Annotated in this window: 12 protein-coding genes; 10 read left to right on the top strand and 2 right to left on the bottom strand. The window is 68.0% G+C overall.

Annotation, left to right across the window (positions count from 1 at the left end):
- The first annotated feature begins 24 nt into the window (after positions 1-24).
- The 3 genes from P8934_RS04675 to P8934_RS04685 all read left to right on the top strand — a co-directional run bounded on the left by P8934_RS04675 (position 25) and on the right by P8934_RS04685 (position 2,772).
- Positions 25-591 (top strand): hypothetical protein, encoded by a 567-nt coding sequence (locus P8934_RS04675; RefSeq protein ID WP_347403458.1) that lies wholly within the window; start codon positions 25-27, stop codon positions 589-591.
- Positions 592-801: 210 nt separating this feature from the next.
- On the top strand, positions 802-1,476 hold the full coding sequence (locus P8934_RS04680) for a zinc metallopeptidase (protein WP_347403459.1): 675 nt from the start codon (positions 802-804) through the stop codon (positions 1,474-1,476).
- Positions 1,477-1,650: 174 nt separating this feature from the next.
- Positions 1,651-2,772, top strand: a complete 1,122-nt coding sequence (locus tag P8934_RS04685) for a phosphatase domain-containing protein (protein WP_278033159.1) — start codon at positions 1,651-1,653, stop codon at positions 2,770-2,772.
- Positions 2,773-2,802: 30 nt separating this feature from the next.
- Here the strand turns inward: P8934_RS04685 and cmoB are convergent, their stop codons facing one another.
- A complete protein-coding gene (gene cmoB, locus P8934_RS04690; RefSeq protein WP_278033160.1) occupies positions 2,803-3,795 on the bottom strand; it encodes a tRNA 5-methoxyuridine(34)/uridine 5-oxyacetic acid(34) synthase CmoB in 993 nt (330 codons plus the stop codon).
- A gap of 1 nt (position 3,796) precedes the next feature.
- Positions 3,797-4,540 carry a carboxy-S-adenosyl-L-methionine synthase CmoA gene (gene cmoA / locus P8934_RS04695; RefSeq protein WP_278033161.1) on the bottom strand — a complete coding sequence of 248 codons (744 nt, stop codon included), beginning with the start codon at positions 4,538-4,540 and terminating at the stop codon, positions 3,797-3,799.
- Positions 4,541-4,625: 85 nt separating this feature from the next.
- On the opposite strand from cmoA, the gene pgi reads away from it, so the two are divergent.
- The 7 genes from pgi (at position 4,626) to leuA (ending at position 16,316) form a co-directional block, all read left to right on the top strand.
- Positions 4,626-6,308, top strand: a complete 1,683-nt coding sequence (gene pgi / locus P8934_RS04700; RefSeq protein WP_278033162.1) for a glucose-6-phosphate isomerase — start codon at positions 4,626-4,628, stop codon at positions 6,306-6,308.
- 28 nt (positions 6,309-6,336) lie between these two features.
- Positions 6,337-7,020: a YqiA/YcfP family alpha/beta fold hydrolase gene (locus P8934_RS04705; RefSeq protein WP_278033163.1), complete on the top strand. Its 684-nt coding sequence runs from the start codon at positions 6,337-6,339 to the stop codon at positions 7,018-7,020.
- 3 nt (positions 7,021-7,023) lie between these two features.
- Positions 7,024-8,904, top strand: coding sequence for a DNA topoisomerase IV subunit B (parE, locus tag P8934_RS04710; RefSeq protein WP_278033164.1), 1,881 nt, complete (start codon positions 7,024-7,026; stop codon positions 8,902-8,904).
- A 222-nt stretch (positions 8,905-9,126) separates the two neighbouring features.
- Positions 9,127-11,379, top strand: coding sequence for a DNA topoisomerase IV subunit A (parC, locus tag P8934_RS04715; protein WP_278033165.1), 2,253 nt, complete (start codon positions 9,127-9,129; stop codon positions 11,377-11,379).
- On the top strand, positions 11,376-12,581 hold the full coding sequence (gene serB / locus P8934_RS04720) for a phosphoserine phosphatase SerB (RefSeq protein ID WP_278033166.1): 1,206 nt from the start codon (positions 11,376-11,378) through the stop codon (positions 12,579-12,581). The genes parC and serB overlap by 4 nt, the downstream gene beginning before the upstream one ends.
- 849 nt (positions 12,582-13,430) lie before the next feature.
- Entirely contained in the window at positions 13,431-14,255 is an 825-nt protein-coding gene (locus P8934_RS04725; RefSeq protein ID WP_278033167.1) for an ion transporter, read from the top strand.
- Positions 14,256-14,609: 354 nt separating this feature from the next.
- Positions 14,610-16,316, top strand: coding sequence for a 2-isopropylmalate synthase (gene leuA, locus P8934_RS04730; RefSeq protein WP_278033168.1), 1,707 nt, complete (start codon positions 14,610-14,612; stop codon positions 16,314-16,316).
- Positions 16,317-16,389: the final 73 nt, after the last annotated feature.

Consider the following 16,389-nt stretch of genomic DNA (forward strand, 5'->3'; position numbering starts at 1 on the left):
CCCTCCCCGGAGCCTGCCCCGATGATCATCGTCCTGGCAATCGTGCTGCTGCTGGCCATCTTCCTGCTGCCCAACCTCTGGGCGAAGTGGGTGCTGGCGCGCCATGCACGCGGGCGCGACGAGTATCCCGGGACCGGGGGCGAGCTGGCCGACCACCTGATCCGGCGGCTGGGGCTAGAGGGGGTCAGGGACGAGGCGCTCGCCCCCGGTCGCCAAGTCGATATCCGCCTGGCCGGGCGCTCCGTGTCGGGGCAGGTCGGCGAGATCCTCCACCAGGTGGACGTCAACAGCCTGGAGCGCCACCCGGCCGAGCACCTCGAGCTCAACGCCATCGCCCGCTGCCGTGTCGAGCTGACCGCCGAGGTGGCGCTGGACGACTACGGCACCAGCCCCGGCACTGGCAGCTTCATCGTCATCGACCGGCTCTCTAACGTCACCGTGGGCGCGGGGATGATCCGCGGCGTCGCCGATTCGGGTGACCGGCCAGCGGGCGAGGTGGACTGGGCCGGCTTCGAGCTGGAGCTCAACGCCCTGGTGCGCAAGTATTTCCCCCACTGGGAGGCCAGGGACCTGCGCGAGCTGTTGAAATAAGCACGCATGCCGCAAGGTGAGGGGCGCCGGGGACAGCTCGTAGAGGGGGTCCTATGCCAGGGATGGCATCGGTAGCGTACAGGGAGGTATTCACAGCGCCCCCTCATAGAGCTGTCCCCGAGTAAGCCCCGCCTGACTAGGTCCCGAAAGAACCATGCTCTGTTAGGGTAGGTCCAATGACCTGACCCCTCCCCGGAGCCTGCCCCGATGATCATCGTCCTGGCAATCGTGCTGCTGCTGGCCATCTTCCTGCTGCCCAACCTCTGGGCGAAGTGGGTGCTGGCGCGCCATGCACGCGGGCGCGACGAGTATCCCGGGACCGGGGGCGAGCTGGCCGACCACCTGATCCGGCGGCTGGGGCTAGAGGGGGTCAGGGTCGAGATGACCGATCAAGGCGACCACTACGACCCCGAGGCGCGTCGCGTGCGCCTCTCCCGGGAAAACTACGAGGGCCGCTCGCTCACCGCGGTGACGGTGGCGGCCCACGAGGTGGGGCATGCCATCCAGCACCAGCAGGGCTACGCACCACTGCTGGCGCGCTCGCGGCTGGTGGCGGTGGCGCAGAAGGCCGAGAAGGTCGGTGCGCTGCTGATGATGGCCGCGCCCTTCCTGTTCGTGCTGACCCGCCTGCCGGGCGGCCTGGCCATCGTGGTGGCCGCCGCGGTGATCAGCTTCGGCACCGCCGCCCTGGTGCACCTGGTGACCCTGCCGGTGGAGTTTGATGCCAGCTTCCAGCGTGCCTTGCCGCTGCTCAAGGAGTATATCCCGCCCCGCGACCTGGCCGGTGCCCGCCACGTGCTCACCGCCTGCGCCTTCACCTATGTGGCGGCCTCCTTGGCCAGCATCCTCAACCTGGGGCGCTGGCTGGTGATCCTGAGGCGATAGGCCTGCTCCATCGGTGACAGCGCTACGCCTTCCCTGCCGGCAGTTAGCGCCATCGAAGACGAAGGTCGTGCGGGAACCACGGGGCCGGTACTAGGCTGGGAATCATCGACATGGCCAGGAGCGTGCATCCATGAATGGCAAGTCTCGTCCTGGTCACCGGACGGGGGCTCGAGGATGAAGCAGGCGCTTCGACACCTCTCCCTGTTCGTGAAGCGGCTGGTGGGGGTGGTGGCCAGGCCGATGAAGCCTGATCATGGTCACGGCGGCCTGACGATTACCCCCTATCGAGGCTATGGCTCGCGACGAGAAGCCTTCCTCACCGGCCGCGTGTTTCGTCAGTCGCCGCTGGGCAGGCTGGTGCCGCGCCGCGGCTTCCTGCGCGACCTGGCCGACGTGGTCCGTCGCATCGCCCGTCGTGGTGTGGCGGATGCCACTGTCAGGATCCATCTGGGCGACAGCCATCTAGCCGTGACCACCGACCGCGATGGCTACTTCGATGCCCACCTGCCGCTCGTCTCATCACTGCCACGCGACCGTTCCTGGCACCATGCCGAGCTGTGGGTCACGGCCGATAACGAGACGCCGGTGCGCGCCAGCGTGGAGGTCTATATCCCGGCCCAGGAGATCGACCTGCTGGTGATCAGCGACATCGACGATACCGTGATGTACACCGGCGTGGCCGACAGGCTGCGGATGCTCTACCGGCTGTTCATCGAGAAGCCCCACCGGCGTACGGCCTTTCCCGGGGTGGCATCGCTCTACCAGGCGCTGCACCGCGGTGCGGATGACCGGGGGGAGCGACCCATTCTCTACGTGTCCCGGGGGCCCTGGGCGATCTACGAGATGCTGGAGGCCTTCTTCCAGATCAATCGCATCCCGGTCGGGCCGATCCTCTTCCTGCGCGAGTGGGGCATCTCGGTGCGCCACCCCTGGCCGCGTCGGGCCGAGGATCACAAGCAGCGACTGATCAGCCACATGCTGGCGCTGTTCGAGGGGGTGCCCTGCATCCTGGTCGGCGACAGCGGGCAGCACGACCCCGAAGTCTACACCCGCATCGTCAAGGCCCACCCCGGACGCGTCGAGGCGATCTATATCCGTCGCGTGGACCGGGGGGTGGAGCGCCAGCGTGACATCCAGCTGTTGCGCGACCAGATACGCCACACCCGCTGCGACCTGGTGCTGGCAGCCGACAGCGTACTGATCGCGGAACATGCCCGGGCGCGCGGGCTCATCTCCGACCATGGGCTGGCGGCCGTGCGCCGTGATGTGGCCGGCATGGCCGACGATAGCGTCTGAGAGCCGGCCCCATCGATCGCGCCGCGTAGCTCAGACCGGTCGGTTGGCGATGACCACCGCGCGGCGCGGGGCGGGGCAGCCCTCGCGGGTCCGGCTCGGGTCCCCGGGATCGAGGAAGTCGGCAAGCGACTGGAAGGTCATCCACTCGGTGGCGCGCTGCTCATCCGTGGTGGTCACCGCCTCGTCCACCACGCGCACGTTCTCCAGGCCGCAGCGTTCGAGCCACCGGCAGAGCGCGGCCGACGACGGCAGGAAGTAGACGTTGGGCATGGCGGCATAGCGCTCTCCGGGGAGCAGCACCGTGGTGTCGTCGCCCTCCACTACCAGGGTCTCCAGTACCAGCTCGCCGCCGGGGCGCAGGGCCTCCCTGAGCTGCTGGATATGCTCCAAGGGTGAGGGGCGGTGGTAAAGCACGCCCATGGAGAAGACCGTGTCGAAGAAGGCGAGCCCTTCGGGCACCTCCTCGATGCCCACCGGCAGGAAGTGGGTACGCCCGCCATCGGCATCGCCGACGAAGTGGCGCACCGCCCGGAACTGCCAGAAGAAGCGCGGCGAGGGGTCGATCACCAGCACGAAGTCCGCCCCTTGACCTGCCATGCGCCAGGCGTGGTAGCCGTTGCCGCCGCCCACGTCCAGCACGCGGCGACCGGCCAGCGGCGCCAGGTGCGGCGCCACGCGCTGCCACTTCCAGTCGGAGCGCCACTCGGTGTCGATGTGAATGTCACCGAGCCGGTAGGGCCCCTTGCGCCAGGGGGCGAGCTTGGCCAGCAGATTGTGGCACTGGCGGCGCTGGCCCTCGGCGAGGTCGACCTCGACGCTGACGGTGTCGGCGTCCAGGCATACCTGCCTGTCGTCGGGCAGGGCGGGCAGCTTGGCCACGGCCTTCTCCCAGGCCGGCAGGTCGCCGAAGCGCTGTCGGTCCAGGCCGCGGGCCAGCTGGTCGGGGAGGCGGGCCAGCCAGGCGTCCAGCCCCTGGTCGAGGAAGGCCCGGTAGATGGCGCGGTGCTCGGGCGCGATCGGCATGTCAGGCGTCCTTGAAGGCGATCAGCGAAGCAAAATTGAGGAACTGGAACCAGGTGTGGGCGCGGGGAAAGCCGGCCCCGGCCAGGCGCTCGTGGTGGCCCGCCAGGGTGTCCGGCACCAGCACGTTCTCGAGGGCGGTGCGCTTCTGGCTGATCTCCATCTCGCTGTAGCCGTTGGCGCGCTTGAAGTCGTGGTAGCGCTCCACCAGCCAGGCGTTCTCCTGCTCGTCGGCGGCCTTGACCTTCTCCGAGAGCACCAGCACGCCGCCGGGCTCCAAGGCCTGGAACAGCCGCTGGATCACCGCGTCGCGGTCCCCGGGGGCGAGGAACTGGAGGGTGAAGTTGAGCACGATCATGCCGGCGGGGGCGTAGTCCAGGGTGCGGATATCGCCCTCGAGCACCTCCATGACGTGGTCGGGGCACTCCGCGGCCAGGGTCTTCCGGGCCCGCGTTACCATGGCCGGGGAGAGGTCCACCCCGGTGTAGCGGAAGGCGTCCGGCGGCAGCGTCCCGGCCAGCGCCAGGCCGGTGGCGCCCAGCGAGCAGCCCAGGTCGTAGACCCGCGCACCATGGCGCAGGTGGCGGGCGGCGATCAGCCCCAGCATGCCCAGTATCTGGCCGTAGCCCGGCACCGAGCGGCGGATCATGTCGGGAAAGCAGGCGACGACCTTCTCGTCGAACGAAAAGCGCGCCACCCGGTCCAGGGGTGTCGAAAAGATCGCGTCACGGTAAGATGCGTCACTCATGGAACTGGCCGGATTTCGTGGGAAAGGGGCGATATTCTACGCCTCGCCCACGCCGGCTGCACGACAGGACGTCAAGGAGGAAGCCATGACACACCCCACGATCGACCAGCGCCATGCCTGGCAGGCCCTGGCCGCGCACGCCCGCGAGATGCGTACCACCCACCTGAGCGAGCTGTTCACCGGCGCGCCGGGGCGCCACGCGGCCCTTACCCGCCGGGCGGCGGGGCTGACCCTGGATCTCTCCAAGCAGCGCTGGCGTGACGAGACCCTCGAGCGGCTGCTCGACCTGGCCCGGGAGGCCGAGGTGCCGGAGGCAATCCGCGCCCTGCTGGCCGGGGAGCGGGTCAACCGCAGCGAGGACCGGCCGGCCCTGCATACCGCGCTGAGGCTGCCGCCGGAGGCCAGCCTGGTGGTGGAGGGCGAGGACCTGGTGCCCTCGGTGCACGCCACCCTCGAACGCATGGCCACCATGGTCGAGCGCTTCCACGCCGGCCAGTGGCGGGGCGCCACCGGCCGGGCGATCCGTGACGTGGTCAACCTGGGGGTCGGCGGCTCCGACCTGGGCCCGCTGATGGTCACCCATGCCCTGGCCGACTATCGGCCGGAGGGGGTGCACACCATCGACGTGCACTTCGCCTCGACCATGGACGGCTCCCAGCTGGCCGACTACCTGGCACGGCTCAATCCCGAGACCACGCTGTTCGTGCTCTCGTCGAAGTCCTTCACCACCATCGATACCCTCTCCAATGCGCGCACCGCGCGGGACTGGCTGATGGCCCGGCTGATGGGCGAGCACCGCGAGGAGGGCGTCGACGCCGACCTCGTGATGCGCCAGCACTTCATCGGCGTCTCGGCGAGCCCCGAGAAGATGAACGAATGGGGCATCGCCGAGGAGCACCAGCTGGAGTTCTGGGAGTGGGTGGGGGGCCGCTACTCGCTGTGGGGCGCCATCGGCCTGCCCATCGCCCTGGTGGTGGGCATGGACCACTTCCGTGAGCTGCTCGCCGGGGCCCATGCCATGGATCGCCACTTCAGCGAGGCGCCGCTTTCCGACAACCTGCCGGTGCTGCTGGCCCTGGCTGGGATCTGGAACGTCAACTTCCTCGACATCCGCGCCCACTCGATCCTGCCCTACGATGGTCGCCTGGAGTTCTTCGCCGCCTACCTCGAGCAGCTGGAGATGGAATCCAACGGCAAGTCGGTGACCCATGACGGGGACGAGGTCGGCTACTCCACCTGCCCGGTGCTGTGGGGCCAGCTGGGACCCAATGCCCAGCATGCCTTCTACCAGCTGCTCCACCAGGGCACCCAGGCCGTGGAGTGCGACTTCATCGCCCCCAAGGTGCGCTACGACGACGTGGAGGATCCCGCCACCCGCGACCACCTGATGGGACAGCACCGCCTGACGCTCGCCAACTGCTTCGCCCAGTCGCGGGTGCTGATGCTCGGCGACGAGGCCATCGAGGAGGACGGCCCGCGTCCGGTGCACAAGCGCTACCGGGGCAACCAGCCCTCCAGCACCCTGCTGCTCGACCGGCTGACGCCAGCCACCCTCGGTGCGCTGGTTGCCCTCTACGAGCACAAGGTATTCGTCCAGGCGACCATCTGGGACATCAATCCCTTCGACCAGTGGGGCGTGGAGCTGGGCAAGAAGATCGCCGGCGAGACCCAGCGGATCCTCGAGCACCAGGCGGACATCGCCGACATGGACGAGTCCACCCGGGGCCTGATCGAGGCCGTGTGGGCGGCGGAGCGCGGCTCGCGATGACACTGGCTGCATGTACAGGGGTTGCGGTATGCTGAGTGCCGCCTGGCACCTGCCGGCCGCCAGCGGGGTCCTCTACCTCCATGGCTTCAACAGCGGCAGCGCCTCGCCCAAGGCGGCGCTGGTGCGCCAGGCCTGCGCGTGGCTCGGCCTGCCCTGCGCGACGCCGCAGCTGCCGCACCGCCCGGCAGCGGCCCTGGCGCTGGCCGAGTCGCGGCTGGCCAGGTTGGGGCCGCGGCCGCTGGTGGCGGGCAGCTCCATGGGGGGCTTCCTGGCGACCCTGGTGGCCGAGCGGTACGACCTGGCGGGGGTGCTGATCAACCCGGCGGTGGCCCCGGCGGGGCTGGTGGCGGACTGGGTCGGCGAGCGCTTCGACAATGCCTACACCGGCGAGCGCTTCGCCATCGACGCCGCGCACCTCGAGGAGCTCGAGGCGCTGACGCCCGAGCGGGTCACGGGCGAGCGCTATCTGCTGCTGCTGGGGACCGCCGACGAGACCCTGGACCCCGCCGAGGCCTTCGCCCTGTATCGCGGCGCCAGGACCATCCTGCACCCGCAGGGGGATCATGGGCTCGCGGCGCTGGCCGACTACCTGCCGGCGCTCCTTGCCCATGGCGGCCATGGCCTGCCGCCAGGCTGGTCCGGCAGCAAGGCCCCCGGGACAGAGGGCGCCGGCATCCCGGGCGACACGAACGATCGCAACCACTTTGGGTGATGCATGACGCAATACAGTGCCAGCTCCATCGAGGTCCTCTCCGGTCTCGAGCCGGTGCGCAAGCGCCCCGGCATGTATACCGACACCTCCCGGCCCAACCACCTGGTCCAGGAGGTCATCGACAACAGCGTGGACGAGGCACTGGCCGGCCATGCCGGGGAGATCACCGTACGGCTGTTCGAGGATGGCGGTGTCGAGGTCTCGGACGATGGCCGCGGCATGCCCATCGACCTCCATCCCGAGCATGGCGTCTCCGGGGTCGAGCTGATCATGACCCGGCTGCACGCCGGGGGTAAGTTCTCCCAGTCGAGCTACCGCTTCTCCGGCGGCCTGCACGGGGTGGGGGTCTCGGTGGTCAACGCCCTGTCGAAGCGCCTGGAGATCGAGGTGCTGCGTGATGGCAGCCGCCACGGCATGGCCTTCGAGCATGGCGACAAGGCTTCCCCCCTGCAGGTGATCGGCAGCGCCCCCAAGCGTGCCCGCGGCACGGTGGTGCGCTTCTGGCCCGAGGAGAGCTACTTCGATAGCCCGCGGCTCTCGCTCTCGCGGCTCAAGCACCTGCTGCGCGCCAAGGCGGTGCTCTGCCCGGGCCTGGCGGTCACCCTGGTCGAGCCCGACGGCAACGAGAGCGTCTGGCAGTACGCGGATGGCCTGCGCGACTACCTGGCCCAGGCCACCGACGGCTATGAGGTGCTGCCCCCGTCTCCCTTCATCGGCCATTTCGCCGATGACGAGCACGGCGTGGACTGGGCCATCCAGTGGCTGCCCGAGGGCGGCGAGCCGCTGCTCGAGAGCTATGTCAACCTGATCCCCACGACCCAGGGCGGCACCCACGTCAATGGCCTGCGCTCCGGCCTGCTCGACGCCCTGCGCGAGTTCTGCGAGTACCGCAGCCTGCTGCCCCGGGGCGTCAAGCTCACCGCCGAGGACCTCTGGGAGCGCGTCTCCTACGTGCTCTCGGTGAAGATGCTCGACCCGCAGTTCGCCGGCCAGACCAAGGAGCGACTCTCCTCGCGCACCGTGGCGGGCTTCGTCTCCGGCGTGGTCAAGGATGCCTTCTCGCTGTGGCTCAACCACCATGTCGACCAGGGCGAGGCGCTGGCCGAACTGGTGATCAGTGCCGCCCAGCGCCGACAGAAGAGCTCGAAGAAGGTGGCGCGCAAGAAGGTCACCTCGGGCCCGGCACTGCCGGGCAAGCTCGCCGACTGCTCGGGCCAGGACCCGGCCGGCAGCGAGCTCTTCCTGGTGGAGGGCGACAGCGCCGGCGGCAGCGCCAAGCAGGCACGCAACCGCGAGACCCAGGCGATCCTGCCGCTTCGCGGCAAGATACTCAATACCTGGGAGGTGGAGTCCCATGACATCTACGGCTCCCAGGAAGTTCATGACATCGCCGTGGCCGTGGGCATGGACCCGGGCAGCGATGATCTCACCAAGCTGCGCTACCACAAGATCTGCATCCTCGCCGATGCCGACTCCGACGGCCTGCATATCGCCACGCTGCTGTGCGCGCTCTTCGTGCGCCACTTCCCGGCGCTGGTGGATGCCGGCCATGTCTTTGTGGCCATGCCGCCGCTCTACCGCATCGACCTGGGCAAGGAGGTGCACTATGCCCTGGACGAGAGCGAGAAGGCGGCCATCCTGCGCAAGCTCGAGGGCAAGCGCGGCACGGTGAACGTGCAGCGCTTCAAGGGGCTGGGCGAGATGAGCCCGCTGCAGCTGCGCGAGACCACCATGGCGCCGGAGACCCGTCGCCTGGTGCAGCTCACCCGCGAGGTCGGCGACGGCACCATGGAGATGATGGACATGCTGCTGGCCAAGAAGCGTGCCGGCGACCGCAAGAGCTGGCTCGAGGACTACGGCAACCTCGCTGACATAGAGGTATAGCGCCAAGCCACAAGCCAAAAGCGCCAAGGGCGAGCGGCGCCGGGGGCATGTCAGAGGGGAGGTCCTATGCCAGGGATGGCATCGGTAGCGCCCAGGGAGGGGGTTCACAGCGCCTCCCCGAAGAGCTGACCCCGGAACAGCCGCGATTCGAAGCCACTGGCACCTAGTTGCAGAGGGGTGAGCCCTCGACGATTCCACGATCGCGAATAAGGTCAACGTGCTATGACCATGGATATCCAGGTGGCGGAGGGCGACGTCGAGCGCCTCTCGCTGCGCGAGTACACCGAGAAGGCGTACCTCGACTACTCGATGTACGTCATCCTCGACCGGGCATTGCCGCATATCGGCGACGGCATGAAGCCGGTGCAGCGGCGCATCGTCTACGCCATGCGCGAGTTGGCGCTGGGTGCCAACGCCAAGTACAAGAAGTCGGCGCGTACCGTCGGCGACGTGCTGGGCAAGTTCCATCCCCACGGGGACAGCGCCTGCTACGAGGCGATGGTGCTGATGGCCCAGCCCTTCAGCTACCGCTATCCGCTGGTGGACGGCCAGGGCAACTGGGGCAGCCCCGACGATCCCAAGTCCTTCGCCGCCATGCGCTACACTGAGGCGCGGCTGTCGAAGTTCGCCGAGGTGCTGCTCGCCGAGCTCGGCCAGGGCACCGTGGACTGGACCCCCAACTTCGACGGCACCATGAACGAGCCGGTGGTGCTGCCGGCGCGCCTGCCCCACGTGCTGCTCAACGGCGGCACCGGCATCGCCGTGGGCATGGCCACCGACATTCCGCCCCACAACGTGAACGAGGTGGTCGAGGCCACCTGCCACCTGTTGCGCCATCCCCAGGCCACCACCACGGACCTGCTCGCGCACATGCCGGCGCCCGACTTTCCCACCGAGGCGGAGATCATCACCCCGCGCAGCGACCTGCGAAAGCTCTACGAGAGCGGACGCGGCTCGGTGAAGCTGCGTGGCCGCTACGTGCGCGAGGAGGGCAACGTGGTGGTCACCGCGCTGCCCTACCAGGTGAGCGGGGCCAAGGTGCTCGAGCAGATTGCCGCCCAGATGCAGGCCAAGAAGCTGCCCATGGTGGCCGACCTGCGTGACGAGTCGACCCACGAGGAGCCGACGCGGCTGGTGATCGAGCCGCGCTCCAACCGCGTCGACATCGAGGCATTGATGGCGCACCTCTTCGCCACCACTGACCTCGAGAAGAACATCCGCGTCAACATGAACGTGATCGGCCTGGATGGCCGGCCGCGGGTCATGGCGCTGCCCGACCTGCTCGGCGAGTGGCTGCGCTTCCGCCGCGCCACGGTGCGCAGGCGCCTCGAGCACCGCCTGGGCAAGGTCGAGGACCGCCTGCATATCCTCGAGGGCCTGCTGGCCGCCTACCTCAACATCGACGAGGTGATCCGCATCATCCGCGAGGAGGACGAGCCCAAGGCCGCGCTGATGGAGGCCTTCGGGCTCTCCGACCGCCAGGCCGAGGCGATCCTTGAGCTGCGCCTGCGCCATCTGGCCAGGCTCGAGGAGATGAAGATCCGCGGCGAGCAGGACGAGCTCGAGGCCGAGCGCAAGCGCCTGCAGGAGCTGCTGGGCAGCGAGGCCAAGCTCACCGACCTGATCGAGGAGGAGCTGCGCGCCGCCGCCGAGGCGCACGGCGATACCCGCCGCTCGCCGCTGGTCGAGCGCGAGGAAGCCCGGGCGCTCTCCGAGGTGGAGCTGGTCGGCGCCGACCCGGTCACCGTGGTGCTCTCCGAGAAGGGCTGGATCCGCAGTGCCAAGGGCCACGAGATCGACCCTGCCGGCCTCTCCTACAAGGCCGGTGACCGGTTTGCGCTGGCCGTCCGAGGCAAGACCAACCAGCCGCTGGTGCTGCTGGACGACACCGGGCGGGCCTACACCCTGTCGGCCCATAACCTGCCCAGCGCCCGGGGCCAGGGCGAGCCGGTCACGGGGCGGGTCAACGTGGCGGCCGGGGCCCACATGGCCGGCCTGATGCTGGCGCCGCCGGACAGGCGCTTCCTGCTGGCCTCCGACGGCGGCTACGGCTTCATTGCGCCCCTCGACGCGCTCATCGGCAAGAACAAGTCGGGCAAGGCGATCTTGAGCGTGCCCAAGGGCTGCAACGTTCTGCCGCCGCTGGAAGTGCCGGCCGAGGAGGGGTCCTGCGTGGCCGCGGTCTCCAACGAGGGGCGGCTGCTGGTCTTCGAGCTCTCGCAGCTGCCCGAGATGGCCAAGGGCAAGGGCAACAAGATGATCGACATCCCCGGCGCCCGGGCCGCCCGCCGCGAGGAGTTCGTGCGCGACCTGGTGGTGCTGCCCGCCGGCGCCGCACTGGTGGTGCATGCCGGCAAGCGCCACCTGACACTGAAGGCCGCCGATCTGGACTACTATCGTGGCGAACGTGGCCGGCGCGGCAGCAAGCTGCCCCGCGGCCTGCAGAAGGTGGACCGGCTGGAGATTGCCGAATGACACGACGCGTACTGATCCGCGCCACCGGTGTGGCACGCCCCGGCCAGCTGGCCGGCCTCGGCAAGGCGCTGGCGGCCAGCGGCGCCCGGTTGCTGGACATCAACCAGAGCGTGACCTTCGGCATCCTCTCCCTGGAGGCCCTGGTGGGGCTCGCCCGGGAGAGCGACCTGGAGGGCGCCCTGGCCGCGACGGGAGACGCCCTGGGCCTGGACATCCAGGCGATCCAGGTGAGCGCCGAGGACTACCAGCGCTGGAGCGTGCAGGCGAGCCAGCCGCGGCTGATCCTGACCCTGCTGGCGCCCCACCTGCCGGCCGGGATCCTCGCCGAGGTGGGGTCGCTGACCGCCGAGCACGGCCTGACTGTGGAGCTGATCCACCGCCTCTCCGGCCGCGAGCCGCTGGACGGTGGCATGCCCGAGCACGGTGCCTGCGTGGAGTGCTGGCTGCGCGGCGAGGAGGTCGACCTCGACGCCCTGCGCGAGAAGGCCCTGGCGCTGGGTGCCATGCACGGCGTGGACATCGCCCTCCAGGAGGATTCCATCTGGCGTCGGCATCGACGCCTGGTCTGCTTCGACATGGACTCCACCCTGATCCAGACCGAGGTGATCGACGAGCTGGCCCGCCGTCACGGCGTGGGTGACGAGGTGGCGGCGGTCACCGAGCGGGCCATGCGCGGCGAGCTGGACTTCCAGCAGAGCTTCCGCGAGCGCATGGCGAAGCTCAGGGGGCTGGACGAGTCGGTGCTCGCCGAGATCGCCGAGTCCCTGCCGCTGATGGATGGCCTCGAGCGGCTGATGCACCACCTGAAGCGGCTGGGCTATCGTACGGCGATCCTCTCCGGAGGCTTCACCTACTTCGCCCGCCACCTGCAGGAGAAGCTCGGCTTCGACGAGATCCATGCCAACGAGCTGCTGATCGAGGACGGCAGGGTCACCGGCGAGGTGCGCGAGCCGATTCTCGATGCCGACCGCAAGGCCGAGCTGCTCCACGAGATCGCCCGCCGCGAGGGCCTGGCCATGGAGCAGACCATCGCCGTGGGCGATGGCGCCAACGACCTCAAGATGCTGGCCGCCGCCGGGCTCGGCATCGCCTTCCGGGCCAAGCCCCTGGTGCGGGCCCAGGCACGCCAGTCGATCTCCACCCTGGGGCTCGACGCCGTGCTCTACCTGATCGGCTACCGTCAGGGGGATCTCGAGGATTGAGCAGATCCGCGCCCCGGGCATGTTGGGGGAGGTGGCTTGTGCTCGTCCATGCCGGAACGCCTTGTCGCTGCCCATCGATTCTTGTGGGGCAGTGCACGTAGAGGAGTCTCATACTGGTCGACAAGTCAGTCCGGTGAATCGTGGTATCCCCATGGACACCGTGGGGTGTTGTTGGTGGTCCGCTGTGTCGGGGGCATGGTCACGCCTGATTCCCACGGCCGGCTGGGGGCGGGCGCTGAAGAGCGGCTTGCCACTCGAAACCATCGAGGGTGGCCCGGTCATGTTCTGGATCATGGCCCTGGTCGCCCGGGTGACGCTTGACTTGCCCTTGTGTTCTCGAGCCATCATCGTGGTTTTGCAGTGTTTTCTGCTGTTATGCGACAATTTGACGCGAATTTGCGCGCCAGGAGTGCCTGGGGCATGATTATTTCTCACCACCCAGCAGGAGAAATAGCATGTCCATGTCTCAGGATGCTCTTAGCTTCAATAGTGAAGTTCTTAGTCACTGGACCGAGCACGCGCTCGCGCAGCGGGTCGCCTACGACGCCATCGCCGCTTTCGTCAGCTGATGACCCGGACCAGGGATGGTCATCTTGCTCCTTGACCTGACCGGGAGCGTGCCGATTGGCCAGGGCCGGCCATTTTCTCCTTCCCCTTCCGCTTTTGCCATCGCGCTTTCCTCGCTTCGTCCCCCTTGCCCATAGCCCCGCTGGGTGATGGCGTCCAGCCTGCCCATGGTACTATCGCGCAGTCCCGAATTCTGAACCGGCCGATACGTGGCGGTGGAGCAGGGTGGCCATGCCTGTCGCTAGCCGTTCCTGAGGTTGAAAGCTGTGAGATCCGAGGCCCATGAGCACTGCCTTCGTTAGCTGGCGCGAGCGCTTCGAGCGGCTGCGCGCCAACAAACTGTTCGAGACTGCGGTCATCGCCATCATCGTCGTCTCGGCGCTGCTGATCGGCGCCAAGACCTACGAGGAGACCACCCGCTTCCAGCAGTGGCTGCTGGTGATGGACGTGGCGGTGACGGTGTTCTTCCTGGTGGAGATCCTGATTCGCATGGCCGCGGAGAAGCGCCTGCGCGACTTCTTCCGCAAGGGCTGGAACATCTTCGACTTCCTGATCGTCACCGCCAGCCTGATCCCCCTGGACGACTCGGAGATGGTGCTGCTGGCACGCCTGCTGCGCATCTTCCGGGTGCTGCGCCTGGTCTCGATGATCCCCGAGCTGCGCATGCTGATGGCGGCGCTGGTCAAGTCGATTCCGCGCATGGGTTACGTGGCCCTGCTGATGTTCATCATCTTCTACATCTACGCGGCCCTGGGCAGCTTCCTCTTTGCCGAGGTGGACGACTTCCTGTGGGGCAACATCTCGATCGCCATGCTCACCCTGTTCCGCATCGCCACCTTCGAGGACTGGACCGACGTGATGTATGCCACCCAGGAAGTCTATGCTTGGAGCTGGATCTATTACCTGACCTTCATCTTTCTCACCGCCTTCATCTTCCTCAACATGATGATCGGCATCGTGCTCGACGTGATGCAGAAGGAGAGCGTGCAGATGGAGATCGAGAGCGGCGAGGGCGAGGCCGCCGAGTTGCATGGCCTGCGCAGCGACGTGCGGGAACTGCGTGACCAGCTCTCCCGGATGGAGGCGCTGCTCGAACGCCGGAGTTGACAAGGCCGCCCGATCCTGATTTTCTAGTGTCATGAACATGACGGCGTACGACCTCGACCTACGACTACTAGCCCGCTCCTGAGAGCGTGGGCGATGCCGCCTGCATCGCCACTGTCCTTCGCCAGAAGGTCCCGGTCGAAACGAGGTCGTATCATGTCAGCCACCGTCCCCATCCGTTCCATGAAAGCCCATGCCGTACCGAGTCGCCGCGAACGTCATGCCGTTCGTGTCTTTGGTATGGATGTGTCCGATACCTCGCGTGACGCCCCGACAGGCCCCCGGCCGTCGGGGCGTTGCCGTTTCTGAGCCGTATTCGCAAGAGTGCCGCATCGCCAGTCCAGGGAGAACGCCACCATGATGCTCGACAACCCCGCCTCTAAGTACCGCCCCTTCGTGGCCGTCGACCTGCCCGACCGCCAGTGGCCGAACCGCCGTATCGAGATGCCGCCCCAGTGGTGCGCCGTCGACCTGCGCGATGGCAACCAGGCGTTGATCGACCCCATGGACCAGGAGCGCAAGCAGCGCCTCTTCGACCTGCTGGTCAAGATTGGCTTCAAGCAGATCGAGGTGGGCTTCCCCTCGGCCTCCCAGACCGACTTCGACTTCGTGCGCGCCCTGATCGAGGAGGACAAGGTGCCGGACGACGTGCGGATCCAGGTGCTCACCCAGGCCCGCCCGCACCTGATCGATCGCACCTTCGAGTCGCTGAAGGGTGCGAAGAACGCCATCGTCCATGTCTACAATGCCACCGACCCGGTGTTCCGCCGCGTGGTGTTCAACGTCGACAAGCCCGAGTGCATCCAGATCGCCGTGGACGCCACCACCCGCATCCGCGAGCACATGGCGGCGGCACCGGAGACCAACTGGACCTTCCAGTACTCCCCGGAGCTCTTCTCCACCACCGAGATGGACTTCGCCGTGGAGATCGTCGACGCCGTGGAGGCGGCCTTCGGCGCCAGCGTCGAGGCGCCGATGATCGTCAACCTGCCGGCCACCGTGGAGTGCGCGACGCCCAACAACTACGCCGACCAGGTGGAGTGGTTCTGCCGCCACGTCGCCAAGCGCGACCACCTGATCGTCAGCGTGCACCCGCACAACGATCGCGGTACCGGTGTGGCCGCCGCCGAGCTCGCCGTGATGGGTGGTGCCGACCGGGTAGAGGGGTGTCTGTTCGGCAACGGCGAGCGCACCGGCAACGTCGACCTCGTCACCCTGGCCATGAACCTCTACACCCAGGGCGTGCACCCGGGGCTCGACTTCTCCAACATCACGCCGATCATGCGCGAGGTGGAATACTGCAACCAGCTGCCGGTGCATCCGCGCCACCCCTACGTGGGCGACCTGGTGTTCACCGCCTTCTCGGGCTCCCATCAGGACGCCATCAAGAAGGGCATGGCCGCTCGCCGCGAGGCAGAGAACGACGTCTGGGAGGTTCCCTACCTGCCCATCGATCCCCTGGACGTCGGCCGCAGCTACGAGGCGGTGATCCGCGTCAATAGCCAGTCCGGCAAGGGCGGCATCTCCTACCTGCTCGAGCAGGAGCACGGCATCGAGCTGCCGCGCCGGCTCTCCATCGAGTTCAGCCAGGTGGTGCAGGAGGTCGCCGACCGGCTGGGCAAGGAGATCACCTCGCAGATGATCTACCAGGCCTTCGTCGACGAGTACCTGGAGCAGCACGAACCCTTCGCCCTGATCAGCCACCGCATGTCCTCCGAGCCGGATAGCCCGACCGTGAGCCTCGAGGCGACCATCGAGGAATACGGCGTGCGGCGCACCATCCAGGGCCAGGGCAACGGCCCGCTGGCGGCCTTCGTCAAGGCGCTGGCCGCCGAAGGCCACGACGTGGAGATCATCGACTACCACGAGCACTCCCGCGGCCAGGGCGCCGACGCCGAGGCGATCGCCTACGTGGAGGTGCGTGTCGGCGGCGAGGCGGTGTTCGGCGTGGGCACCGACGAGAGCATCACCAGTGCCTCCATCAAAGGGGTGATGAGCGCCATCAATCGCAAGCTCTCCACCGAGGCGCCGGCGCCCAACGTGACCGCAGCGTCACTGGCGTGACGAGGTAGCAAGGCCCAAGTGAAAAGGAACAAGGAACCCCGCCAGCTCCGAGCCGGCGGGGTTCCTTGTCATG

The organism is Halomonas sp. CKK8, from assembly GCF_029625235.1.
In the GTDB taxonomy this organism is placed as follows: domain Bacteria; phylum Pseudomonadota; class Gammaproteobacteria; order Pseudomonadales; family Halomonadaceae; genus Halomonas; species Halomonas ventosae.